At 32.7% G+C, this 26,155-nt stretch carries 22 protein-coding genes; 15 read left to right on the top strand and 7 right to left on the bottom strand.

Going from position 1 to position 26,155, the window contains the following annotated elements; translation table 11 throughout:
* The first annotated feature begins 70 nt into the window (after positions 1-70).
* The 8 genes from P0R33_RS04830 to P0R33_RS04795 all read left to right on the top strand — a co-directional run bounded on the left by P0R33_RS04830 (position 71) and on the right by P0R33_RS04795 (position 10,171).
* A complete protein-coding gene (locus tag P0R33_RS04830) occupies positions 71-1,444 on the top strand; it encodes a sugar MFS transporter (protein WP_276174434.1) in 1,374 nt (457 codons plus the stop codon).
* 37 nt (positions 1,445-1,481) lie between these two features.
* Positions 1,482-3,410 carry a glucosamine-6-phosphate deaminase gene (gene nagB, locus P0R33_RS04825; RefSeq protein WP_276174433.1) on the top strand — a complete coding sequence of 643 codons (1,929 nt, stop codon included), beginning with the start codon at positions 1,482-1,484 and terminating at the stop codon, positions 3,408-3,410.
* 288 nt (positions 3,411-3,698) lie between these two features.
* The gene (locus P0R33_RS04820) at positions 3,699-3,929 is read left to right on the top strand and encodes a DUF3820 family protein (protein ID WP_008462478.1); all 231 of its coding nucleotides are present in this window, start codon (positions 3,699-3,701) and stop codon (positions 3,927-3,929) included.
* A 158-nt stretch (positions 3,930-4,087) separates the two neighbouring features.
* On the top strand, positions 4,088-4,777 hold the full coding sequence (locus P0R33_RS04815) for a hypothetical protein (RefSeq protein ID WP_276174432.1): 690 nt from the start codon (positions 4,088-4,090) through the stop codon (positions 4,775-4,777).
* Positions 4,778-5,095: 318 nt separating this feature from the next.
* Complete coding sequence (locus P0R33_RS04810) at positions 5,096-6,712, top strand: CTP synthase (protein WP_276174430.1); 1,617 nt, start codon at positions 5,096-5,098, stop codon at positions 6,710-6,712.
* 79 nt (positions 6,713-6,791) lie between these two features.
* Entirely contained in the window at positions 6,792-8,705 is a 1,914-nt protein-coding gene (gene yidC / locus P0R33_RS04805; protein ID WP_276174429.1) for a membrane protein insertase YidC, read from the top strand.
* A gap of 95 nt (positions 8,706-8,800) precedes the next feature.
* Entirely contained in the window at positions 8,801-9,526 is a 726-nt protein-coding gene (locus P0R33_RS04800; RefSeq protein ID WP_276174428.1) for a hypothetical protein, read from the top strand.
* A gap of 87 nt (positions 9,527-9,613) precedes the next feature.
* Positions 9,614-10,171 carry a DUF4956 domain-containing protein gene (locus P0R33_RS04795; RefSeq protein WP_276174427.1) on the top strand — a complete coding sequence of 186 codons (558 nt, stop codon included), beginning with the start codon at positions 9,614-9,616 and terminating at the stop codon, positions 10,169-10,171.
* Here the strand turns inward: P0R33_RS04795 and P0R33_RS04790 are convergent.
* The gene (locus P0R33_RS04790; protein ID WP_276174426.1) at positions 10,168-12,045 is read right to left on the bottom strand and encodes a PEP/pyruvate-binding domain-containing protein; all 1,878 of its coding nucleotides are present in this window, start codon (positions 12,043-12,045) and stop codon (positions 10,168-10,170) included. The genes P0R33_RS04795 and P0R33_RS04790 overlap by 4 nt on opposite strands.
* Positions 12,046-12,187: 142 nt before the next feature.
* On the opposite strand from P0R33_RS04790, the gene mnmA reads away from it, so the two are divergent.
* From mnmA to P0R33_RS04770, 4 genes are read left to right on the top strand one after another with little or no spacing between them, the layout of a single operon-like run.
* Positions 12,188-13,375, top strand: coding sequence for a tRNA 2-thiouridine(34) synthase MnmA (gene mnmA, locus P0R33_RS04785; RefSeq protein WP_276174425.1), 1,188 nt, complete (start codon positions 12,188-12,190; stop codon positions 13,373-13,375).
* A 38-nt stretch (positions 13,376-13,413) separates the two neighbouring features.
* Positions 13,414-15,027 carry a S8 family serine peptidase gene (locus tag P0R33_RS04780; protein ID WP_276174423.1) on the top strand — a complete coding sequence of 538 codons (1,614 nt, stop codon included), beginning with the start codon at positions 13,414-13,416 and terminating at the stop codon, positions 15,025-15,027.
* 8 nt (positions 15,028-15,035) lie between these two features.
* Entirely contained in the window at positions 15,036-15,980 is a 945-nt protein-coding gene (locus P0R33_RS04775; RefSeq protein ID WP_276174422.1) for a nitronate monooxygenase, read from the top strand.
* Positions 15,981-16,000: 20 nt separating this feature from the next.
* Positions 16,001-16,411 (top strand): hypothetical protein, encoded by a 411-nt coding sequence (locus P0R33_RS04770; RefSeq protein ID WP_276174421.1) that lies wholly within the window; start codon positions 16,001-16,003, stop codon positions 16,409-16,411.
* Positions 16,412-16,576: 165 nt separating this feature from the next.
* Here P0R33_RS04770 and P0R33_RS04765 read toward each other — a convergent pair whose 3' ends face one another.
* Positions 16,577-17,017 (bottom strand): DUF4268 domain-containing protein, encoded by a 441-nt coding sequence (locus tag P0R33_RS04765; RefSeq protein ID WP_276174420.1) that lies wholly within the window; start codon positions 17,015-17,017, stop codon positions 16,577-16,579.
* A gap of 91 nt (positions 17,018-17,108) precedes the next feature.
* On the opposite strand from P0R33_RS04765, the gene P0R33_RS04760 reads away from it, so the two are divergent.
* Positions 17,109-17,762 (top strand): CoA pyrophosphatase, encoded by a 654-nt coding sequence (locus P0R33_RS04760; protein WP_276174419.1) that lies wholly within the window; start codon positions 17,109-17,111, stop codon positions 17,760-17,762.
* A 123-nt stretch (positions 17,763-17,885) separates the two neighbouring features.
* Positions 17,886-18,695, top strand: coding sequence for a lysophospholipid acyltransferase family protein (locus P0R33_RS04755; RefSeq protein WP_276174418.1), 810 nt, complete (start codon positions 17,886-17,888; stop codon positions 18,693-18,695).
* A gap of 97 nt (positions 18,696-18,792) precedes the next feature.
* Here the strand turns inward: P0R33_RS04755 and P0R33_RS04750 are convergent, their stop codons facing one another.
* The 3 genes from P0R33_RS04750 to P0R33_RS04740 all read right to left on the bottom strand — a co-directional run bounded on the left by P0R33_RS04750 (position 18,793) and on the right by P0R33_RS04740 (position 21,149).
* Positions 18,793-19,425: a hypothetical protein gene (locus P0R33_RS04750; RefSeq protein ID WP_276174417.1), complete on the bottom strand. Its 633-nt coding sequence runs from the start codon at positions 19,423-19,425 to the stop codon at positions 18,793-18,795.
* Positions 19,426-19,433: 8 nt separating this feature from the next.
* Positions 19,434-19,928, bottom strand: a complete 495-nt coding sequence (locus tag P0R33_RS04745; protein WP_008462500.1) for a sigma-70 family RNA polymerase sigma factor — start codon at positions 19,926-19,928, stop codon at positions 19,434-19,436.
* Positions 19,929-20,087: 159 nt separating this feature from the next.
* Positions 20,088-21,149 carry a DUF3810 domain-containing protein gene (locus P0R33_RS04740; protein ID WP_276174416.1) on the bottom strand — a complete coding sequence of 354 codons (1,062 nt, stop codon included), beginning with the start codon at positions 21,147-21,149 and terminating at the stop codon, positions 20,088-20,090.
* Positions 21,150-21,470: 321 nt separating this feature from the next.
* Between P0R33_RS04740 and P0R33_RS04735 the strand changes: the two genes are divergently transcribed.
* Positions 21,471-22,934 carry an aminoacyl-histidine dipeptidase gene (locus tag P0R33_RS04735; RefSeq protein ID WP_276174415.1) on the top strand — a complete coding sequence of 488 codons (1,464 nt, stop codon included), beginning with the start codon at positions 21,471-21,473 and terminating at the stop codon, positions 22,932-22,934.
* Positions 22,935-23,070: 136 nt separating this feature from the next.
* Here the strand turns inward: P0R33_RS04735 and P0R33_RS04730 are convergent, their stop codons facing one another.
* On the bottom strand, positions 23,071-23,844 hold the full coding sequence (locus tag P0R33_RS04730) for a carboxypeptidase-like regulatory domain-containing protein (protein ID WP_276174414.1): 774 nt from the start codon (positions 23,842-23,844) through the stop codon (positions 23,071-23,073).
* Positions 23,845-24,082: 238 nt separating this feature from the next.
* Complete coding sequence (locus P0R33_RS04725) at positions 24,083-25,996, bottom strand: DEAD/DEAH box helicase (protein ID WP_276174413.1); 1,914 nt, start codon at positions 25,994-25,996, stop codon at positions 24,083-24,085.
* Positions 25,997-26,155: the final 159 nt, after the last annotated feature.

The following is a 26,155-nucleotide window of genomic DNA, read 5'->3' as shown; positions in this document are numbered from 1 at the left end:
AATAATGTGAGAGTTGATTCTAATTTAGATTTTGAATTAAATAAATCTATAAACTAATCAACCAAAAATTATGACAAACATTCAAAGTACATTACAGGTAGAAAGAAAAAGTGCCATTGTTCCGATGGTCATTCTAACATTATTGTTTTTTATTCTAGGATTTGTAACTTGGCTAAACGGGCCGCTAATTCCGTTTTTTGAATTGGCTTGCGAATTGACTTCTTCTCAAGCTTATTTTGTAACCTTCGCGTTTTATATTGCTTATTTCGTAATGGCAATTCCTTCTTCTTATATTATTGAAAAAGTGGGATATAAAAACGGAATATCTTTAGGATTATTAATTATCGCCGCTGGTGCGTTTATGTTTTATCCAGCAGCATCTAGCCGAACTTTTCTTTTGTTTTTAATTGCATTATTTATAATGGGAACTGGTTTAGCAGTTTTGCAAACCGCTTCAAATCCGTATGTTGTGGTAATTGGACCGAGAGAAAGTGCTGCTGCAAGAATAAGTGTTTTAGGAATTGCAAATAAACTGGCTGGCTTTGTGGCTCCAATCGTGCTTACAGTTCTTGTTTTGTCTAATATGCAAGACTTTACCGCAGAAAAAATCGCTTTGATGGACGAAGCTGCAAAAAATACGGCGTTAAATTCTCTTGCTTTGCAATTACAAACACCGTATCTTTATATGGGGTTGATTATTAATGTTTTAGCTTTAATGGTGAAATTTTCTCCTTTGCCAGAAATTGATTTGGATGAAGAAGGAAATGTATCGAATCTGAGTGTTTTCAAACAAATTAAAAATGCTTTTAGATACCCGCAATTGGTTTTAGGGGTAATTACTTTAATGCTGTATTTATCTGCTGAAGTTTTAGCTGGAGATTCGATCGGCGCTTTTGGAAAACAGTTAGGAGTTTATGGAGAAGATGGAAATTTCTATCTAAAGCTAACTTCATTTACAATGTCGGCAATGGTGATTGGATATGTTCTTGGAATCGTTTTAATACCTAAATATGTTTCTCAGGTTAAGGCTTTAAAAGTATCTGGAGTATTAGGAATAATTTTAGTTTTGGCAATTGTTTTAATTTCTCCAAAAATTATGATTGAAGTTCCAGGGACTTCAAATATTCCTTTAGTAATACTTTTAGTAGCGCTTTTAGGATTAGCAAATGCATTGTGCTGGCCTGCAATCTGGCCAATGGCGTTGCAAGATTTAGAAGGTTATACAAAAATTGGAAGCGCAATTTTGATTATGGGAATTATTGGTGGAGCTGTTTTTCCACTTTTTTACGGAATGATTACAGAAAGCATAAATTCCTCTTTAGTTGCAAAAAATATGCAAAATGTATCAAAAAGCGGAAATCAAATTGCTTATCTAATGTTATTGCCTTCTTATATAATGATTCTTTTTTATGCTGTAAAAGGACATAAATACAGGAAATGGTAATAATTTAAAAGAACAAAAAATAAAAAATTAATATATCATGTTAAAAAGTAAAATCGACAAGGCAACAGGTTTCGAAAAACGATTCGAAAACATCAACACAGTTGTTTTTGAAAATTCAACGGATGCTTCAAAAGAAGTGGCGCAAGAAATTGCAACTTTAATCAAAGAAAAACAGAATGAAGGAAAACCTTGTATTTTAGGTTTGGCAACTGGTTCTTCTCCAAAAGGATTGTATGCTGAATTAGTTCGTCTTCATAAAGAAGAAGGTTTGAGCTTTAAAAACGTAATTAGTTTTAATTTGGATGAATATTATCCAATGGAACCAAATTCAATCAACAGTTATGTTCGTTTCATGAAAGAACTTTTGTTTGATCATGTCGATATTTTACCTGAAAACGCTCATGTTCCAGATGGACTTTTAACAAAAGAACAAATTGCAGATTATTGCCACGAATACGAAGCAAAAATCGAAGCTTTAGGCGGAATCGATTTGCAGGTTCTTGGAATTGGAGGTAACGGACATATTGGTTTTAACGAATCTGGTTCGCTTCAAAACTCTAAAACTCGTTTGGTTGCGTTAGATCATATTACAAGAGTTGCAGCAAGTAAAGATTTTTATGGTTTAAATAATACGCCAAGAACAGCAATTACACTTGGAGTTAAAAAAATCATGGAAGCAAAAAGAGTAATCTTGTTAGCTTGGGGAGAAGGAAAAGCAAACATTGTAAAAAAATCTGTTGAAGACGAAGTTACAAACCGAGTTCCAGCGTCATTTTTGCAAGAACACAACAATGCAGTTTTTATTTTAGATAAAGAGGCTTCTTCAAAATTAACGAGAATCAACAAACCTTGGTTGGTTGAAAAAATCGTTTGGACAGACAAATTAACTCGTAAAGCAGTTTTAGGATTGGCTTTAGATCTTAAAAAACCAATTTTAATGCTTACCGATGCAGATTATATCGAAAACGGTATGAGTGATTTGTTGGCAGATTCAGGTCCGGCTTACGACACTAATATTAAGATTTTTAATAAATTACAAAATACAATTACAGGTTGGCCAGGTGGAAAACCAAATGCAGATGATTCTAATCGTCCTGAAAGAGCGGAACCAGCTAAAAAACGTGTATTGATATTCAGTCCGCATCCTGATGATGATATTATTAGTATGGGAGGAACTTTCATGCGTTTGCAAGAGCAAGGTCATGAAGTGCACGTGGCTTATCAAACATCTGGAAATATTGCCGTTGCTGATGATGAAGCGCTTCGTTTCGCAAGATTCGTAATTGATTACAACGAAAAATTCGGAATAAAAAGTGAGCAAGCAGATGATATTTACAAAAAAGCAGAAGCATTCTTACAGAATAAAAAGAACAGCGAAATTGATATTCCAGAAGTTCGATACATTAAAGGTTTAATTAGAAAAGGAGAGGCGAGAGCTACAAGTCATTTTGTTGGTCTTCCAGATTCTCAGATTCACTTTATGGAATTACCTTTCTATGAAACTGGAACAATCGAGAAAAAACCAATCGGACCAGAAGATGTTCAGTTGACGGTTGATTTAATTGAAAAAATTAAACCACACCAAATTTACGCAGCAGGAGATTTAGCAGATCCACACGGAACTCACAAAGTTTGTTTAGATGCAATTTTTGAAGCCGTTAAGGTTTTGAAACCAAAAGAATTTATGAATGACTGTTGGTTATGGTTATACCGTGGAGCTTGGCAAGAATGGGGAATTGACGAAGTTGAAATGGCGGTTCCGATGAGTCCAGATCAAGTTTTAGCAAAACGTCACGGAATTTTCAAACACCAATCGCAAAAAGATGGAGTTGTTTTTCAAGGAACAGACGCGAGAGAGTTCTGGCAAAGAGCAGAAGACAGAAACCGCGAAACAGCAGAATTGTACCACCAATTAGGTTTAGCAACTTATGCTGCAATGGAAGCATTTGTGAGATGGCATTACTAAAAAGTGTCAAAGGTTCAGAGGGACAAAGGGACAGAGGTTTCTATCTGTGCTGAACTTTTTTTAAATAATATTTTTGAAGCAGGAAGAGAGGGCGGAAATAAGTTCTTTTTTCTTGCTTCTTTTTTTTAAGCCTCTAAGTTGCTGAGACACTAAGGTTCTAAGTTTTTAATCTGTGAGAATCCTTTTAATCAGTGCAAAAGAAAAAATAAATAGTAGTTTTGCGTGAAATGAAATAAGCAGAAAATCTACGAAGTCTTTCATCTTGCTTCTTTCTTCTGCAAGAAAACTATGGATCAAGACAAAAAACAACTCATCAAATTAGCGCACACCAAAATGCCTTTCGGGAAATACGAAGGAAAATATTTAATTGACTTGCCTGAATATTACGTTGTCTGGTATCATAATAAAGGATTTCCAAAAGGAGAGTTAGGACAGCAACTACAGCTTATTTATGAATTGAAATTAAATGGTTTGGAAGAATTGATTCGAAATATTAAGAAGCAATATCCGAAGCCTTAAAAACTAAATATACTTTCCTAAATAAAGTAGTTTAATCTTATTTTATTCTTTTTTTGACTTTTAAAGGCCTTTTATCTTCTGATACATATTTATCATTGTTTAAAGATAAAATACTAAATTAGGTAATTTCTAGATTGCCTTGAGTTTAAAAGGTTTTTATGAGAAAAATTACATTGTTATTTTTTATTATTGTACAAGTGTGTGTTGCTCAGACTAATAATGTGAATCAATTATTGATAGACGGAGAAAAGGCTTATTTAGAAAGTGATTTTTTATTAGCAAAAGAAATATATACGAAGATTACGATTGAAGATCCAAAAAACAAAGATGGATGGTTTAATCGTGCTGCTGTAGAATTAAAATTAGGTGATAATGAAACTGCCTGTGAAGATTTTTATCAAGCTTATTTGTTGCACGATGGAGAAGCACAAAAAATAATTCGAGAAAACTGTCCTGATTTTAGAAATGGTTCAATAATGTCTTTAAGTGATGTGGAAGAAAAGCCTAAATTTTTGTATGGAAAAAGGGAGTTTTTACTAATTGAAAACAATAGTTTGAATCCTAAATTTTGTAGTATTCTAAGAACAAGGTTAAAATGGTCTCCAATTATTTCTAAGTATAAAGGAAGAATTTATATTCAATTTCAAATTGATAGATTTAATAAGTTAGATGTGAAATTGCTAAATGTTAGCGGAAATCAGAAAGAAGCTAAAATTATTAAAAAAGAAGTATTGTCTATTTTAGATGATATAGTAGTGTATATTTCAGCTAAAAATCATGGAGTAAATGTTGATTTATGGGATAAATGGTCTTTAACGCTAAATTTTTTAATGGTTTCTTCTAATTAAAATTATAATCTAACATTTTGTGATATAGAGTTTTTTTTGAAAGATATGATGTGTTATAGAAGTATTAATGATTATACATAGAAATTAGATCTTAATTTTTGTTTTTTAATTTATTAAAGTTCTCCATAATTAGTTGCGAATTTTTAGCTAAAATCCTAAAAAGCTTTCGTTTTATAAAGCCAGAACTTCAAACGGCTATTTAAATTGAAAGAAGTCTAAAAAATTAAAAATTATCTCATTCTGGAATTGATAAATTGTCTAATTAAATTTGTACTTTTGCCAAGTTTTTTACACAACTACTTACAAACAAACAACAGAATGAATCAAACAAAATATATTTTTGTTACAGGAGGTGTGACCTCTTCATTAGGAAAAGGGATTATCGCGGCATCTTTGGCAAAATTGTTACAAGGAAGAGGATACCGCACAACTATTCAGAAATTTGATCCATATATTAACGTTGATCCAGGAACTTTGAATCCTTATGAGCACGGAGAATGTTATGTGACAGATGATGGAGCTGAAACAGACTTAGACTTAGGGCACTATGAGCGTTTCTTGAACGTTCCTACTTCTCAGGCTAATAACGTTACTACAGGAAGAGTTTATCTTTCGGTTATTGAAAAAGAAAGAAGAGGAGAATTTTTAGGAAAAACGGTGCAAGTTGTTCCTCATATCACAAACGAAATCAAAGACAGAATGCAATTGCTAGGTAAATCTGGCGATTATGATATTGTTATTACTGAAATTGGTGGAACTGTCGGTGATATCGAATCTCTACCTTATATTGAATCTGTTCGTCAATTAGTTTGGGAATTAGGTGAAAATAACGGAATTGTTATTCACTTAACGTTAGTTCCATTTTTGGCTGCTGCGGGTGAATTAAAAACAAAACCAACACAGCACTCTGTTAAGACTTTAATGGAAAGTGGTATTAAAGCAGATATTTTGGTTTGTAGAACAGAGCACGAATTGTCTCAGGAATTACGCCAGAAATTAGCTTTATTCTGTAATGTGAAAAAAGAAGCAGTTATTCAGTCAATTGATGCTTCTACTATATATGAAGTTCCAAATTTAATGCTTGAAGAAGGATTAGACGTTGTAGCTTTAAAGAAATTAGATTTGCCTAAAAAAGCATCTCCAGATCTTAAAAACTGGAATACTTTCTTAAAAAGATTAAAAAGTCCAAAACAAACTGTAAATATTGGTTTAGTTGGTAAGTATGTAGAAATGCAGGATTGCTACAAATCTATTTTAGAGGCGTTTATCCATGCAGGAGCTGCAAATGAAACTAAAGTAAACGTAATTTCAATTCATTCAGAGCATATTAATGCAGAAAATGTTGAAGAAAAATTAGGAACTCTTGACGGAGTTCTAGTTGCTCCAGGTTTTGGTGAAAGAGGAATTGAAGGAAAAATTGAAGCAGTTCGTTACGTTCGTGAAAACAACATTCCTTTCTTCGGAATTTGTTTAGGAATGCAAATGTCTGTTATTGAGTATTCTAGAAATATTTTAGGTTACGCTGAAGCCAATTCTACAGAGATGAACGATAAAACGCCTCATCCCGTTGTGAATTTAATGGAAGAACAGAAAAACGTAACTGATAAAGGAGGTACAATGCGTTTAGGTGCTTGGAAATGTGATATCAAACCAGACACTTTAGCATACAAAATTTACGGAGAAAAAACTATTTCGGAGCGCCACCGTCACCGTTATGAGTACAATAATAAATATGCTGATGAATTGCAAAAAGCTGGTTTAAAAGCTTCTGGAGTTAATCCTGATACAGGTTTAGTAGAAATCGTAGAGCTTGAAAATCACCCATTCTTCATTGGTGTACAATACCACCCAGAATACAAAAGTACAGTTGCAAATCCGCACCCGATTTTTGTAAACTTTGTGGCTGCTGCAGTAAATGCACATAAAAAACAGTAATTAATATTTTGAGAAACTTGTAACTTTTGAGATCAACTCATTACTAATAAGCTTCAATGAATAACTTTTTTAAATAATAATGGAAGAAAAAAAATTAGACTTTAATTCAATCATTGGTTTTGTATTGATATTTGGAATTTTGATTTGGATTATGTACCAAAATCAGCCTTCTGAAAAAGAAATTGCTGCTGAAAAAGCCAAGAAAGAATTAGTTGCTAAACAAGAAGCACAAGCAAAAGCAGATAAAGCTAAAACGGCATCATTACCAGCTGCGGCTGTAACTCCTGGAGATACACTTCAATTGGCAAAATTGCAAAAAACTTTAGGAGGATTTGCTTATTCTGCAACACTTCCTTCTGCAAAAAAAGCTTTTACAACAATCGAAAACGAAAAGATTAAACTTAAAATCGCTAATAAAGGTGGTTATATTGTTGAAGCTACTTTAAAAGAATTCGAAAGATTTAAAAAAGGTTCTGGACAATTAGTTGAGTTAATCAAAAACAACAATTCAAGTTTAAATCTACAACTTCTTACTTCAGATAATAGAACATTAAATTCTAAAGATCTGTATTTCGAACCAACATTAGAAAAAATCGGTGCAGACCAAGTTTTATCTATGCGTTTGAAAGCAGGAGCTAATGAATTTTTAGAATACAAGTATATTTTAAAACCAAACGATTATTTAGTTGGTTTTGATATTCGTTCTCAAGGTTTGAACAGAGTTTTAAATTCTGCTAAACCAATTGATTTGCAATGGGATTTAAAAACATACAGAAACGAAAAAAGTATTGCTTACGAAAACCGTTATGCTCAAATTGATTACAAGTACAACGAATCAAAATATAATAACGTAAGTTCGCACGGACAAGGTAAAGAAGAAACTCCTGAAAAAGTAAGTTATGTAGCTTTCAAACAGCATTTCTTTACTACTATTTTATCTACAGAAAAACCTTTTGAAACTTCAAAATTACAATCTGATGATTTAGTTAAGGATGAAAAAATCGATACTGTTTTTACAAAACAGTTTAGAGCAAATTTACCTTTAGCATTTACAAATGGTGAGATCGATTACAAAATGAATTTGTATATGGGTCCTGCGGATTATAAGACTTTAAAAGCTTACGATAAAAACTTCGAAAAAATTATTCCATTAGGATGGGGAATTTTCGGATGGATCAACAAATGGATTTTCATTCCGTTATTTGGATTCTTAAGTTCAACAATTGGATTGGCTTTAGGAATTGCAATTATCATTTTCACGATTATCATCAAATTGGCTATGTCGCCAATTACATATAAGTCATTCTTGTCTCAGGCTAAAATGAAAGTTTTAAGACCTGATATTGCAGAGTTGGGAGAAAAATTCAAAAAAGACCCAATGAAGAAACAACAGGAAACAATGAAATTGTACAACAAGGCGGGCGTAAACCCAATGGCAGGATGTATTCCAGCATTGATTCAGTTGCCGTTTATGTATGCATCGTTCCAGTTTTTCCCTGCTGCTTTTGAATTAAGACAAAAAAGCTTCCTTTGGGCAGACGATTTATCATCTTTTGACTCAGTTGTAAAGTTACCATTTACTATTCCGATGTATGGAGATCATATCAGTTTGTTCCCGATTTTGGCAGCAATTGCAATTTTCTTCTACATGAAAATGACTTCAGGAGATCAGCAAATGGCGGCGCCTCAACAAGAAGGTATGCCAGATATGGCAAAGATGATGAAAATCATGATTTATGTTTCGCCATTAATGATGTTGATTTTCTTCAATAATTATGGTTCAGGGTTATCTTTATACAACTTTATTTCAAACTTAATTACAATCGGAATTATGTTTGTTATCAAGAATTATATTGTTGACAGTGATAAAATTCACGCTCAAATTCAGGAAAATAAACTGAGAGAGCCTAAGAAACCAAGTAAGTTTCAACAGCGTCTTAACGAAGTAATGGAACAACAAGAAGCAGCAAAAGCTCAGAATAAGAAAAAATAATTCTCAATAAAAAAATCTCGATTTAATCGGGATTTTTTTATACCAATATAATTTATAATTTAGATTTTCGTTAAGCTTAAAATAAAACTATATCTATGATCTCAAGAAAAATCATATTTGCATTTCTGTTTCTTTCTTCATTCTTTTTAAATGCTCAAACAGATGTAAATAAAGTTGATGCAGCTGGAAAAAAAGATGGACTTTGGAAAGGAACTTATGCCGAATCTAAACGACCTCGTTACGAAGGAACTTTTGATCACGGAAAAGAAACGGGTGTTTTTAAGTTTTTTGATGATACTAAAAAAGGAGATGTAATTGCAACAAGAGATTTTAGTGCTAATGATGGAAGTTCGTATACTATTTTCTACGATCAGAATAAAAATAAAGTAAGCGAAGGAAAAGAAGTTGGAAAAGCTCGCGAAGGAGAATGGAAATATTATCATAAAGCTTCTAAAGTTTTAATGACGGTTGAGAATTATAAAAACGGAAAACTAGAAGGCGCAAGAACTATTTATTATCCAAATGCTCAAATTGCTGAAGAGATGATGTATAAAAATGGTTTAAAAGAAGGTGCTTATAAAAAAATAGGTCAAGACGGAACGCTTCTGGAAGAATCCAACTTTAAAAACAACGAGTATAATGGTGACGCAGTTTTTTACGATTCTGATAAATCTGTTGCTTCTAAAGGCAAATTTGTAAATGGTAAAAAAGCTGGAATTTGGCAGTTTTATCAAAAAGGAAAATTAGTGAAAGAAGTTAATATGAGCGATCCTAAAAATACAAATAAAGCTTCTGAGAAAGGTTCTGCACCGAAAAAATAATAGTACAAGAGTTTTATTTCCTTAAATAAAAATAAAATAGCCAAAGAATAAATTGTTTACATTTGAGTAACCAATTTATTCTGATTTATGGATTTAAGCGAACTTTTAGGACGATTTCTGCTTCTGTTTTTTTCGATTTTGGTTCTGTATTTTTTTTCCAATAGAAAAGATAACGCGACCATAAATCCATTAATGGTTATTGTGGGACTTTGTACTTTTTCGCTTTGTTATCTTTTTACAAAAATTGAAATTGGAGTAGGGATTGGATTTGGATTGTTTGCTATTTTTTCGATACTTCGCTTTAGAACACAATCTTTTACTGTAAACGCTATTATTTTTCTTTTTGCAACGATTACATTATCGATTTTAGATATTATGTATCCGTTTGAAAAGATTGAACTATTGTTGTTTTTTCAAATTATTATAATCGGATTTTATATAATAGCTTCAATTATTGTAAATAAAAAAGCTTCAAAATATCTGAATTCTGTAGATGTGAAAATTCCGCTTGACGATAACTTTTCTTTAAATCAGGAATTCATTAGAAAATCAATTCAAGAAAAAATTAAAATTGAAGAATTTGATTTCAGAATCGTTTTAATCAATACTGCAACAAACGAAATAGATTTATTGGTTTTCTATTAATCGTTAAAAGGACGAACTTGTTTAATATACAAATCTCTTTTTTCGCCCACAATTTTGAACTCAATATCGACAGGATGAAATTGATTTTTGCGCCAATATCGATACATTTTAGTTTCAATTTTTTTACTGACATTAAAAATATTGCTCATTTCTGATCGGCTTAGCAAAGGTTCGTTATTATTTAAATTAGAATTTGAAGTATAGTCGATATCAAAATCGGTGTCGTCTTTTCCATCATTGAAATGATAAGCAACAAATTGCTCACAAATTTCTCCTTTTTCTGGTTTTACAACAGAGTTTTCTCCTTTTTGAACATTAACGGTAATTCCTGGGAAATTTTCTCTAAATATATTTTTGGTAATAATTACGCCATTTGCCAATTCGTCTGGAAAAGAACGATGTACTAAAACTCCCATGGCAATATTTTGTTGATCAATTCCGAAAAGTTCTCTTTCATTAAATGAAGCTTCATTCCAAACGCTTGCCCAAACTTGTTTTATCGCTTTTTCAAAACTTTTGATGGAATCTCCGAGAATTCCTGTTTTCGAATCATACAAACCTGCTCCATTAAAATCGTCTAAATCTTCTGCATTGGTTGAAGATCTAAATCTGAAGTTTTTGAATTTGGCGTCTTTAAAAGCTAGATTTAATTTCGAAATTAATTGAGAATCAATAGGTTCTTTTTTGATAGCATCTCTGATTTTTTTCAATTGATTATTAATCCAAACGGTAGAATCTTTTTTAGGAAATGCTAAAAGTTCAGCAATTAAAGGAGAAATAGATGATTTTTGAATATGTTGATTATAAAAATAAAACGGAATGGCATGCGCATTTTCTGGAACTTTAAATGGAGTTTCTTTTGAAATGGCAATCAAATATGCCATGTTTTGCGCTTTTGAACCAATATAATTTACACCTTTTTTAGGAATTTCAGCCAAATTGACCAATTCGGTAATGCTGTTATCAATAATTAACTTTTTCTTTTTTGCAGCAGATTTAACTGGGATTTTTTTAGTTGTTTCTTTAATGTAGAAAGTATCGACAGCAATCTTCAATTCTACTTTTTTAGACAGCAATCTTTTGATATTGTTGTCTTTTTCGATTTCCGTGTAAGCCATAATCGGAATCTTTCTGTTTTTTCCTAAAAGAACCAAATGACTTAACGGTGTCTGAAGTTCGTTTACAATAATTCCACGCACGTTTGGAAGAATATCTGGCGTTCCATTCAAAATAATAATTTCATCAGAATTAGGTTTTGTAGTTTCTAAATCTTTGATTTTGTATTGCTTTAAAATTCCAATATTACTGCCACGGACAACTTCCTGATATTTAATTTCACCAAAAATATAATCTGATTTGACGCATGGAATTTTAAATTTCTGCTGCTGAAACCATGACATCATTTCGGGATTATTCAAATAGAATTTTAATTTTTCCCCAATAAAAGTGGAAGTTCTGACTAAATTAAAAAAACGTTCAATTAAAGTAATAGGCATATGATCTGAAGCAGCGAGTTCGAAAATCCATTTATCGGTGCCTTTTATATGATTTAAATTCCCAAGTAAATAATCTCTGTTTTTTTCTGTATCGCTATAATTTTCGTTATTAAATATATCAAGGTCTTTGCTGTAGCCTAAATAATTGGTGACAAAATCAAAATGCAATAAAATGAGACTGCTATTGAAATAATACATTTTTTGTTTTCGGATGTCATAAACCACTTTGATAGATTCGATATTAGAAAATTTATCAGACAAAGGTTTTCCTTTAAATGCTTTGTACGATTCGTAATTCGGTAGAGAAGATACAAAACGCTGAGCATTTAAATTAGTCAGGACGAACAGGAAAAATAAGCTGTAAATGTATTTTTTCATTCTTTTTGAATTGATGAATAAATGTACTTAAAAAAGCAATAAGTTTTATCTACCGCGGGATTGCTTAAAGTAATGCAAACCTTTGTGAAATTTTCTATTATTTGGCGTACCTTTGCAACCTTAAAAAATTAAACATTTCAAAATGAAACGAGTAGTTGTTGGACTTTCAGGTGGAGTAGATTCTAGTGTTGCCGCATATTTATTGCAGCAGCAAGGATACGAAGTTATTGGCCTTTTTATGAAGAACTGGCACGATGATTCTGTTACTATTTCTAACGAATGTCCTTGGCTTGAAGACAGTAACGATGCTTTGCTTGTTGCTGAAAAACTTGGAATTCCGTTTCAAACTGTTGATTTAAGCGAAGAATACAAAGAAAAAATCGTTGACTATATGTTTAACGAATACGAAAAAGGAAGAACGCCAAATCCTGACGTGCTTTGTAATCGCGAAATCAAATTTGATGTGTTTATGAAAATCGCTTTGAGTCTTGGTGCAGATTATGTGGCAACTGGACATTATTGCCAAAAAAGCGAAATCGAAGTTGACGGAAAAACGGTTTATCAATTAATTGCCGGAAATGACGTTAATAAAGATCAATCATATTTTTTATGCCAACTTTCACAAGAACAATTGTCTAAAGCTTTGTTTCCGATTGGCGCTTTAACAAAACCAGAAGTACGCGAAATAGCTGCCGAAATGGAATTGGTTACAGCCGAAAAGAAAGATTCTCAAGGTTTATGTTTTATTGGAAAAGTTCGCCTTCCAGAATTTTTGCAGCAAAAATTACAGCCAAAAGAAGGTAAAATTGTTCAAGTTGATAAAAACGATTCAATTTATAATGTTGATATATCGTCTGAACTTTCTTTAGAAGAAAAATTAAAACTAGAATCTCAAAAATTAGAATATCTTCCAACAATGGGTAAAGTAGTTGGAAAACACCAAGGCGCTCATTATTTTACAGTTGGACAAAGAAAAGGTCTGAATGTAGGAGGAACGACAGATCCTTTATTTGTAATTGCTACAGATGTTGAAACGAATACTATTTATACAGGTTTATCAAGCTCACATCCCGGATTATTCAAAAAAGCTCTTTTTGTTGGAAAATCTGAAGTGCATTGGATTAGAGAAGATTTGACGCTTAAAGCAGGTGAAAAAATGGAAGTAATGGCTCGAATCCGTTACCGCCAGCCTTTGCAAAAAGCGGTTTTGCATCAATTTGAAGACGGAATGTATGTAGAGTTTGAAGAACCGCAGTCTGCAATTACCGAAGGGCAATTTGTAGCTTGGTATTTAGAAAATGAATTAGCTGGTTCAGGAGTAATTTCTTAAATTTATACCGTTGGAAGAAATTCCTAAAACGGTATAATATGAAATATAACTTTACTTTTATTTTAATACTTCTTTCTTTTACGGTATTCGGGCAAGAAGAAGCTTGGGTTTATTTTAATGCTAAACCTAATGCTCAGGCTTTTTTTGCTAATCCATTAACAGAACTTTCTCAGAAAGCTTTAGATCGAAGAACCAATCAAAATATAGCATTAGATATTACCGATGCGCCTTTAGAAACTTCCTATGTGAACCAAATTACGGCAAGCAATGGTATAACGGTTATGGCTCAGTCTAAATGGCTTAACGCGCTTCATATCCGTGGTTCTCAGGCAAATGTTAATGCTTTGAAAACTTTGGCTTTCGTACAAAAAATAGAATTTGCAGATAAAACTTTAAACACTTCGGCAAAAAAAGTTTCTGAAAATCAGATTAATAAAACAAAAAACAAGTTAGAAACCACAATTGATTACGCTTACGGTAATTCTGCTAATCAAATTCAGATGTTGAACGGACAAGTTTTGCATCAGCAGAATTATACTGGGGAAGGAAAAATTATAGCAGTTTTTGATGCAGGCTTTCCGGGTGTTAACACAGCGCACCCATTTGAAAATCTTCGAAACAACAATAAAATTTTGGGTGGTTACGATTATACCGAAAGAAATGCTAATTTTTATGCAGGCGGTAGTCATGGGACAATGGTGCTTTCTACAATGGGCGGCTACAAAGAAAATGCTTTAATAGGAACTGCTCCAAATGCATCATACTACCTTTTTATCACAGAAATAGAAAAAGATAATATTGAGAATCCGTTGGAAGAATCACTTTGGGTTGAAGCAGCGGAAAAAGCTGATGCTTTGGGAGTTGATATTATTACAACTTCATTAGGTTATTTTGGAGATCGTAACGAATCGAGATACAATCATACTTATAGCGAGATGAACGGAATTACGACTTTTATTTCTCGTGGCGCAGAGATTGCTTTTAGCAAAGGAATTTTAGTATTCGCATCGGCTGGAAATGAAGGAACTCAGACAGAAAATCATATTGGTTCTCCTGCCGATGCAGTTTCTGTTTTGGCAGTTGGTTCTGTTACGGCAACTAAAACAAGGTCTAGTTTTAGTTCAATCGGACCAAGTTACGACGGCAGAATAAAACCAGATATTATGGCGCAGGGAACAGCTGCGGTCGTTTCTAGTGTAAATGGAACTATTGGCACAGCAAACGGAACTTCTTTTTCATGTCCGATTATGGCGGGAATGGCAGCTTCTTTATGGCAAGCTTTCCCAACTAAAACCAATAAAGAAATCAGACAGATGATTTTGGCTTCTTCTGATCGATTTACGACGCCAGATAATAATTACGGTTACGGAATTCCGAATTTTGGATCAACTTTAAGTGTAGATAATTTTATTGCAGAAACGGCTTTTTCGGTTTATCCAAATCCAGTAAAAAATACAGTTACTTTTTCTTTTTTAAATCAAAATAATACGGCTTCAGTAACTATTTATTCTGTTTTAGGGCAAAAGTTAATTGAAGAAAAAATTAATAGTTCAAATCCAGTTCTTTCGCTTCAATCTTTACAAAGCGGACTTTATTTTTACAGTTTTGATACTGAAAATCTGCATAAGACAGGAAAAATCATCAAGCAATAAATTTTTTAATGAATAAAATCACTAAGCTTTTTAATATAAAATATCCAATTATTCAAGGAGGAATGATTTGGAATAGCGGTTATAAATTGGCTTCCGCAGTAAGTAATGCGGGAGGTTTAGGACTTATTGGTGCAGGTTCAATGTATCCAGAAGTTTTACGCGAGCATATTCAGAAATGCAAAAAAGCTACCGATAAACCATTTGGAGTTAATATTCCGATGTTGTATCCTAACATAGAGGAAATCATGAATATTGTGGTTGAAGAAGGCGTAAAAATCGTTTTTACTTCGGCAGGGAATCCTAAAACGTGGACTTCATTTTTAAAAGAAAAAGGAATAACCGTTGTCCATGTTGTAAGCAGCAGTGTTTTTGCTTTAAAAGCACAAGACGCTGGTGTTGATGCCGTCGTAGCGGAAGGTTTTGAAGCAGGCGGTCACAACGGCCGAGAAGAAACTACAACATTGACATTGATTCCGATGGTGAAAGAAAAAATCCAAATTCCGTTAATTGCGGCAGGAGGAATTGCAACAGGAAGAGGAATGCTGGCAGCAATGGTTTTAGGTGCAGATGGCGTTCAGGTCGGAAGCCGATTTGCAGCATCTGTAGAATCTTCATCACACAATAATTTTAAAGAAACGATAGTTAATACTAAAGAAGGCGATACACAATTGACTTTGAAAGAATTAGCGCCAGTTAGATTGATAAAAAATAAATTTTATCAGGATGTTCAGGATTTGTATCAAAAATGTCCTTCTAAAGAAGAATTGATTCAGCTTTTGGGGCGTGCCAGAGCTAAAAAAGGAATGTTTGAAGGAGATTTGGAAGAAGGCGAATTAGAAATTGGACAAGTGGCAGGTTTGATTCATGATATTTTGCCTGTAGAAGAAATTATTCAACAAATGATTGCCGAATTTGAACTCGCATCCAAAGAAAAGACTAAATTTGAGTTTTAATTATCTGCAAGAAATATTTTATGAATTCTATCCGCACTTATATATTATTACTTTTTTTAGCACTGGGACTGCAAAAGGTTCAAAGCCAGTCTTATCATTTTAAAACTTCGGGATTTAGCGTTTTAGAAAAAAATGAAAGAGGAAAATGGGGCGAATGGTCCAATTTAAATTTGGTGAATCTTTCGGTGGTTTTAGATACAGACAAACACAGAATTGTAGTATATTCTCAGGAAATTCAGCTTTTTAAGATTTTAGATTATATAGAAAGAGAGGAAAACGATACCGATATTACGTATTCTTTTATGTGTAAAGATAATGATGGAAAAGAATGTAAATTATCAATTATAACGCGCAAAAAACAAGATTTTAGAAAACAGCTTTACATTAATTACGACGATCATATTATTGTTTATAATATTATTACAGTTTAAAAATGAGGTTCTAAGGCGCTGAGACTCTAAGTTGCAAAGGTTTTGGATAATTAAGTATTTCAGACTTCAATAAAAATAACAACCCCGACAGATTTAAAAAGTCTGTCGGGGTTTCTATATAAAATCTAAGAAACTTAGCAACTTAAAAACTTAGCAGCTTAATAGCTACAAAGAATCAATATCCTTAATAAACTCATCATATTCTAAATAGAACATTTCAAGAGCGTGCATTTTTTCGTTGAAGAAATCAAAAATGGCATCCCAGTTGTTTTTATTGCTGAAACCAACGCCGGTTTTTTCTACCCAAATTCTGCTAATTGTTTTACCGCTTTCAAGAGTATAATTTTTTTCAAAAACTAAATCTTTAATAAATTCTTCTTCAAGAATACCTTTTAAAGCTTCTAATTTTTCAAAATAAGCATTTCTTTTCTCGTCGCTTCGATGTTCAATGTCAATTAAAACCTGCGCTTTTTTATTATCTACAAAAAACTTAAAAGAGAAGTCTTTTATTTTAGTATCATAAAGTACCCATTTACGAGGATATTTTTCGGCAAATGCTACCCAAAATTCTCTTTTTATTCTTTGTGATTCTTCTCTGCTGTACATTTTTTAGGCTTTAATTTTAGAAAACTTGCGGTACTGCGTTTTCTGGAGTATATTTATGTTTTATTTGAAAGTACAAAAATAAGCTTTGATTATGAATTTTCAAGACTTTTTGAAATATGTTCCCAATATAATTCCGATTGAATTGCCAGCGATAGCTTCACATTTAAAAATGGCTCCGAAAGAGCGTATTGAGGGATTAAAAAATCTTGATATTGAAGCATTAAATGCAAGAATGGCAGGAGTAATGATGTTGTTTTATCCTAAGCAAGAAAAAACGCATCTGGTTTTGATTGTTCGAAACACATATGAAGGGGTTCACTCTGCTCAAATTGCATTTCCTGGTGGAAAGTTTGAGAAAAGCGATTTTAATTTTGAAAACACGGCTCTGAGAGAAACCCATGAAGAAGTTGGAATTGAACGTGAGAAGATAGAAATTATTAAAAAATTTTCTCCAATGTATATTCCGCCGAGTAATTTTTTAGTGCATCCTTTTTTGGGAATTGCAAAAGAAGAACTGTCTTTTTATCCAGATATAAGAGAAGTTGCAGGAATTATTGAATTGCCTCTTTCGGTTTTTTTGAATGATGAAATAATAATCGAAGCCAGATTATCAACTTCTTATGGAGCAAATATTTTAGTTCCGGCATTTAATATTCAAAATCATGTGGTTTGGGGAGCAACAGCCATGATTTTGAGCGAATTGAGAGATGTGTTAAGAACAACTTTTGAAAATCAGATGGATTAATGTTAATTTAACAATTTGATATTCATTTAAATAGGTGTTAATGCGAGAAAATTTTATAAACTGTTGCTGATAGAATAATTTTTGTATGTTTGCGACCTAACATAAAAACAAGATAAATTAGTTATGGGATTGTTTAAACGAAATCCTTTTGGGCATATATTATTCATCAAGAAATGGTTGATCCGTATTTTGGGAGCCATGACGCATAGAAGATATAGAGGTTTTAATGAATTACAGATTGAGGGATCTGAAATTATTAAAACGCTTCCAGATACTAATGTCTTATTTATATCAAATCACCAGACTTATTTTGCAGACGTTGTAGCGATGTTTCATGTCTTTAACGCAAGTTTATCAGGGCGTCAAGATACTATTAAGAACATTGGTTATTTGTGGCAACCAAAGATGAATATATACTACGTTGCTGCAAAGGAAACAATGCAAGCTGGTTTATTGCCAAGAATTTTAGCTTACGTTGGTGCAATCACGGTAGAAAGAACTTGGCGTGCAAAAGGTGTTGATGTAACCGAAAAGCGCGAAATAAATCCAAATGATACTGAAAATATTAAAATTGCTCTTGCAGATGGCTGGGTAATTACTTTTCCTCAAGGAACTACAAAATCATTCAAGCCAGTTCGTAAAGGAACTGCACATATTATCAAACAACATAAACCAATCGTAATTCCCATTGTTATTGACGGTTTCCGCCGTTCTTTTGATAAAAAAGGACTTAGAATGAAGAAAAAAGGAATTCTGCAATCTTTCATTATCAAAGAACCTTTAGAAATTGATTATGAAAATGATACAATTGATGAAATTGTAGAAAAAGTAGAATACGCAATCGAACAACATCCATCATTCTTAAAAGTTATTCCTGCTGAAGAAATCAAAGCGCAAGAAGAGCTTAACAGATTGAGACAGTGGGAATACTAGAAATTTTAGATTTCTGATTTAAGATTTTTTTGTTTCAAGTTTCAGGTTTCAAGTTTAAAAACTTTGTCCCTTTGTTACTCTGAGCCTTTGTAACTTATTAAAAGTCTATCTTCTTCAACTCCTTATAATTCGCATATAATCTGCGTAAAAGTGTTCCGTAAATAATTCTGTAAAAACACCAAAATAATCCGAAGAAACCTAATATCACCAGAATTAATATTCCGACTGTAACAAACATTGCTCTCCCATTTACTGCGAGTTTTTCTCTCAGAAATTCCATGTCTGGGTTGTAGACAAATGCAATAAAAAAACTTAGAATTGAGGTTATTACAATCATTCCTAGATTATACCAAACGTAATATTGAACAGTTTTGCGAGTTTTTAGAATAGCGCTCATCAGTGATTTCGTGGCAATTGTAGTCGAAATTGTTCGGTAATTTTTGTAGAATATATACACAAAAATTAAAACTACAACATAATTAAAATAGGTTAAAAACTCTAGGGTAGTAACAATTTCGGGGTGATTCATTTTTCGCAATACATCATCCGTGTTGATGAATATGTTCGAAAAAGTCCAAAAAGAAATTTCCAAAATACTGATAATCAAAATCCATTTTACAATAGAAGATGATTTTTTATGAATCATCCTATAGATTTCAGTTTCAGAAATTTGTTGAAAAGAAGCAGTGTTCTTTTGCCAGTCTTTTTTTAGTAAATCCAGTTCTTTCATAATAATTTTTAAGGATTTAGTATTTTTTTAAGTTTCCCCTTAATTCTGTTCATTTTCACGCGCGCATTCACTTCGCTTATTCCTAAGGTTTCAGCTATTTCTTGATAATCTTTGTCTTCTAAATACATAAAAACTAATGCTTTTTCGATGTCATTCAATTGATAAACTGCTTTGTACATCAGTTTAATTTGTTCCTCTTCTTCATAATTATAATCAACATCTTTTACAAAATGCTGATGATTTTCATAATCTACGGTAGAAATAGTTCTTTTGGTTTTTCGGTATAGTGTAATTGCAGTATTTAATGCAACACGATAAGTCCATGTCGAAAATTTACTGTCACCTCTAAATTTTGGATAAGCTTTCCAAAGCTGAATGGTAATCTCTTGAAACAGATCTTTATGAGCATCTTCGCCAGCAGTATATAATCTACAAATCTTGTGGATTATATTCTGATTTGCTTGCAGCTGCGCAACAAATGACTGTTCTAGATTTTCGCTCATATTTGTATTAGTAGTTGTGAAATGATTTTTGTTACAGTTGAGTTATATTTTTTTTGCCACGAATTTCACAAATTTCACGAATTTCTTTTCTAAATATTAAAGCAAAAAGCATTTTATACTTTTAAAATTAGTATTAATTAGTGTAATTCGTAGCAACTTTTACAATTGACGCGTTTTATAATAATTAATCATCAAATCGATAAACTTACTGTAGCTGTCCATTCCGTCTTTTTGATTGTTTGTTTTTAAAAAATTATCCCATAGAAAATGAAAACCTTCGTCAATAAAAGTGTCGTATTTTTTCCAAAAATCTTGGCTTTCCTGGTAATTTTTTAAAATTCCAATATTAACTTTTTTCTTTAAATGCTTAAAAATGTTCTCGTTCTTATATTGCCAAATTCCCAAACAATAACGAAGAGTAAAACTATATCCGGAATATTGATAATATAAATTTTCATTTTTAACGGAAGCTAAAACACCAATAAAATTGCATTCATTTTCGCTTGCAAATCCAATTTGATGTGCCATTTCATGTGAAGTGGTTAACGGGAAATTATACATTGGCAGTAAATCATTAATTTGGGCCTCGTTTGTAAAAGGATTTAAATAACCGCCAAATCCCATATAGGTTAAAGGAACGCTAAAGAGTGATTTTTTAACACTTAGCGTTTTATATTTGAAATAAGGATGTTCTTTCGCTAAATTATCGTAGCCATTTAAAATCATCTGAAAAGATTCTTTTTGAGAATAAGGAAAGACAACTTTTGAAGTTTTATTTTTAGTAATTTGATACTGGACTTCGTTAGTTTTTGCAATAAGTCTTAGAGTAAAATTCAAAAGATCAGCATCGGTATATTCTCTTTTTATTTCCATTTTTTCAAAAAGAGGTTCACGATAATAATTGAAAGCCCAAAGCAGATGAAAGAAAAAGTAAAAAACAGAAATTTTACTTAATATGGTTAAAATGTGGTCTTTCCAATCTGTTCTCCAAGTCTTTCGGATTTTCCAAAACCATCCAATTATAGCTAAAATAAGAAAAGCGTAAATGCAATCGCCAAGCGAAAAAGGAATTTTACCAAGACCGATTCTTAAAAAATGAGAAATTCTACGAAATATATTATTGCTATAAAAACCTTCTACATAATCTGGAAAATATCGAAGGATTCTTAAAAAGATAATCTGAACTAAAAGAAATATAGGGAGAATATATTTTGATTTCACGGTTTTGGTTTTTTATAAAAATAATAATTATAAAGAAGTTCAGTTCGTTTTTTTAGAAAATTTATTGATATGTTCCTCTTGGAACATTTCGTTGGTAGAAAAAAACGATTCAAATGAGTTCAAACGTTCCGATAGGAACGCCTCAGTGAAGTTTACAGTTTTTATTATTACCAAATAAGTGTCAATACGCCACAACAACAATCAATTGATATTTTATTTTTAGTCATTATGTTTTGTGCTAATTCCTATAATTTGTATTCAAAAAGCAATTAAACTTTGTAACTTTGAAGCTCTTAATTGTTAAACATCAAACAAAATATAATGAGTCAAGAAATAAGAAATCTGGAACCAAAAGCACTTTGGAACAAATTTGCAGATCTAAATGCTGTTCCTCGTCCATCGAAGAAAGAAGAGCGTGTAATTGAGTTTATGAAAAACTTTGGAAACAGCTTAGGTTTAGAAACTTTCGAAGATGAAATCAGAAATGTAATTATTAGAAAACCGGCGACTCCAGGAATGGAAAATCGTAAGCCAATTGTAATGCAAGGACATTTAGATATGGTGCACCAAAAAAATGCAGATACAGTTTTTGATTTTGATACACAAGGAATCGACATGTATATTGACGGTGACTGGGTTCGCGCGCGTGGCACAACGCTTGGAGCTGATAATGGGTTAGGAGTGGCGACTATTATGGCAATTCTAGAAAGCAAAGATATTCCGCATCCTGCAATCGAGGCTTTGTTTACTGTTGATGAAGAAACAGGAATGACAGGAGCTTTAAATCTAAAAGGTGGTATTTTACAAGGACAGATTTTGTTAAATCTTGATACAGAAGAAGATGATGAAATTGATATCGGTTGTGCGGGAGGAATTGATGTAACAGCAACAAGAACATATCATGAAGAAGAAGTTCCGGAAGGTTCTGTTGGTTATACAATTACCGTAAAAGGATTAAACGGAGGGCATTCAGGAATGGATATTCATAAAGGATTAGGAAATGCTAATAAAATTATGAATCGTTTGTTATTTGATGCATTTGAAAACTTTGGTTTGCAGATTGTTGAAATTAATGGAGGAAGTCTTAGAAATGCGATTCCGAGAGAAAGCGTTGCTAAAGTTATTATTTCTCAAATGTTTGATGAAGCTTACGTTTATGATATGCAGGAAATTATTGCAGACATAAAAGCAGAATACAAAACAACTGAACCAAACTTATCTATTGAAATTGTAAAAGGTGATTTGCCAGAGAAAGTAATGGATTTAGGAGTTCAGGAAGGAATTATCAGGGCAATATACGCAGCACAAAATGGAGTTTATAAAATGAGTGCTGATATGGCTGATTTGGTTGAAACTTCAAATAATATTGCTCGTGTTGTGATAAAAGACGGAGAAATTTTGGTTGGATGCTTAACGCGTTCTTCTGTAGAATCTTCAAAATTTGATTTGGCAAATTCGTTACGTTCTGCGTTTGAATTGGTTGGATGCGAAGTTGAGCTTTCTGGTTCTTATCCTGGATGGACTCCAAACGTAAATTCTGAAATCTTAGAAGTTTTAAAAGAAATATACGAAAAACAAAATGGAGAACAACCAAAAGTTGTAGCTTGTCACGCTGGTTTAGAGTGCGGAATCTTAGGAACAAATTATCCAGATATGGACATGATTTCTTTTGGACCAACTATTCATGGAGCACACTCTCCAGATGAAAGAGCAAGTATTTCTTCGGCTCAGAAATATTGGAAATTTGTCTTAGAAATTCTTTCTAATATACCAGTTAAGGGTTAGTGGTCAGTGTTCAGTGTTCAGTTTTTTAGTGTTCAGTGATCTAGCAGACGACTTATAATGACAAAAAAAGGAGTGATTTTATCACTCCTTTTTTTGTATATACTGACCACTAAAAAACTGACCACTGATTACTTTTTTAATTTCGTTTTAAGACTTTATACTGTTCATAACACGCGCTAATTGCGTCCATAATCTGCAAGTCATTTGCGGTTTGAATGAAAGAATCAGAATAGTTGCACCTGTGCATAATTTCTGGAATTTCGTCTTTGCTAATTCCTAATAATACAGCAACAGTTTCGCGATCATATTTAGATTCTAAAAGCGTTCTAACGGTATCGTCTTTTTTCATTTCCTTTAGTTTCTTGAGCTCTCGGCCATTTTTACCAAAGAAATTATAGAGCATATCGGCGGGATTAAAAATCGAACCGAGGACTTTGCCAAATGCATTTGGTGCATATTCTCCTGCCTCATAGCCTTGTGTAAGACCAGAAATACTGTATCGATAGTTTTCTTTTGTTGGAATTAATTTAGAATCAATTTCAAGATATCCGGTTAGCGTAAAAGGAGCGATAATAACTTCTTCTAGCGCAATTGCTTTTTCAGTAAGTTGAATTCTGGTTACTTTGTTTTTTACCCAGTCATTTGTTACTCTGATTCTTAGCGATTGAAATCCTAAAATAGAAAAATGAAGCGTATCGTTAACTTGCACATCAATTTCAAAATATCCTTTTTCATCAGATTTCGCACCACGCACTTTGTTAGTGTTGATGACGTTTACGCCAGCAAGGGGCTGTTTGCTATTATCATTAATAATATAACCTGAAACTCTTTGTGGAACCGTTGGCTGCGTATCTTGCGCAAAACCAAAGTTGGCTAATAGTGTAAAAAAGAAAACTGCGAAATATTTCATATCCTGATTTAAAGCACTAAAAGTAGTAAATCGGGATTAAATATCTCGCAGTCTTGGAATTTAATTATAAGAAAATTAACAAAGCCTTCAATATTGCTTTTTTGAGTTAATAGAAGAGGCTAGTAAATTGTTTTAGATTGCAAAACTTACTTATGGGGAATAAAAATTTGAATAAAAAAAATCCCAAGTTCCAAGTATATCTGGAATTTGGGATTTTATATTTTAAGAAATTAAATGATTAATCTCTTCTTGATCTTCTTGGTCTTGAGCTATCACCAAAGTTTTCTGAACGTCTTGGAGCTCTATCAGAACCTCCATTTTCGTTTCTTGGAGCAGAACTTCTAAAACCACCTTCTCTTCTTGGAGCAGATGAATTTCTATCATTTCTGAAACCTCCCTCACGTGATCCGCCATCTCTTGAAGAATTTCTGTCTCCTCTAAATCCGCCTTCGCGTCTTGGAGCAAAGTTTCCTTCTCTTCTTGGTCCGCCAGAATTACGTCCGCCACCACGGTTGTTATGGTCACGTCTTCCTCCGCCATCATTTTTAGAAATCTCAACATTAATACGACGACCTTCTAATTGTACGTTGTTTAAAACGTCCATTACTTTGTCTGTATGCTGAGGATCAGTGTTAAAGAAAGAGAATCCTTCTTTTACGTCAACTTTAAAGATATCATCACGACCTAAGTCTAATGTTTCTTTTAAGTAATCTTTTAATGACATCCAATCGAAGTTATCTCTAGAACCAATGTTTACGAAATAACGAACTGCTCCGTTATTGTTGAATTCTCTTGGCTCAGAATCACCTCTTTCACGTCTGTCTGAAGATTGAGTAGAAATATCTCTGTTCTTTTTGTAATAAGCAATGAAACGGTTAAATTCTACTGAAACCATTTTCTTAATCAATTCTTCTTTAGATAAATCTTCTAAAACGTTGTTGATTGCTGGTAAATAGTTGTCAATTTCGTGATCAACCTCAGTATCTTTAATTTTGTTTGCTAAGTGTAATAACTGAATTTCGCAGATTTCGATTCCAGACGGAATTGTTTTTTCTTCGAATTTCTGTTTGATGATTCTTTCGATAGAAGAAATTTTACGTAACTCACTTTTTGTAACAATTACAATAGAAGTACCTAATTTTCCTGCTCTACCTGTACGACCAGAACGGTGGTTGTAAGTTTCGATTTCGTCAGGTAATTGGTAGTTCACAACGTGAGTTACGTTATCAACGTCAATACCACGTGCAGCAACGTCAGTAGCAACAAGCATCTGAATTTGTCTTCCACGGAACGATTTCATTACACCATCACGTTGCGCTTGAGATAAATCTCCGTGTAACGCAGCGGCACTATATCCATCTTCAATTAACTTCTCAGCGATAGCTTGAGTGTCTCTTTTTGTACGACAGAAAACTACAGAAAAAATGTCTGGATTAGCATCAGCTAAACGTTTTAAAGCTTCATAACGGTCACGAGCATTAACTAAATAAAATTCGTGAGAAACTGTAGACGAACCAGAGTTTTTAGCTCCTACAGTAATTTCTAGTGGTTCGCTCATGAATTGTTTTGCAATTCTAGCAACCTCTTGCGGCATAGTTGCAGAGAACAACCATGTGCTTTTTTCGTCTGGAGTATCTGATAAAATAGATACAATATCATCATAGAATCCCATGTTTAACATTTCGTCAGCCTCATCAAGAATACAGTAATCTATATTTTTAATGTTCACTAAACCTCTGTTAATCATGTCTTGCATTCTTCCTGGAGTTGCCACAATAATTTGTGCACCTCTCTTTATTTCTCTTGCTTGCTCTGTTATACTAGCTCCTCCGTAAACTGCTACCACATTAATACCTTTTTCGTATTTTGAGTAGTTTTTAAGTTCGTTAGTAATCTGTAAACATAACTCGCGTGTTGGCGATAAAACTAATGCTTGTGTATTTCTGTTGTCGGCATCAATTTTTTGAATTAGCGGAAAACCGAAAGCTGCCGTTTTCCCTGTCCCTGTTTGAGCCAACGCAACCATATCTGTGTCTTTTTCCAATAATAGGGGAATCGCCTTTTCCTGTACCTCTGACGGATTTTCAAATCCTAGATCTAAAATCGCCTTCAGTAACGATTCATTCAATCCTAATTGTTCAAATTTATTCATATATGTATTTAAAATAGGGTGCAAAATTACAGCTAATTATTCAGATAAACTAATGCAATTTCAAGAATTATGTATTTGTTATGATTTGATTATCAAAAAGTTACGATTTTTGCAAAATGATTTTTAGTAAGAAATCGAGAATTTGTTGAAAAAACACGT

This window comes from Flavobacterium sp. YJ01, from assembly GCF_029320955.1.
In the GTDB taxonomy this organism is placed as follows: Bacteria; Bacteroidota; Bacteroidia; order Flavobacteriales; family Flavobacteriaceae; genus Flavobacterium.
The sequence above is the reverse complement of the archived record's forward strand: the minus strand, read 5'-3'. Positions and strand labels throughout refer to the sequence as shown.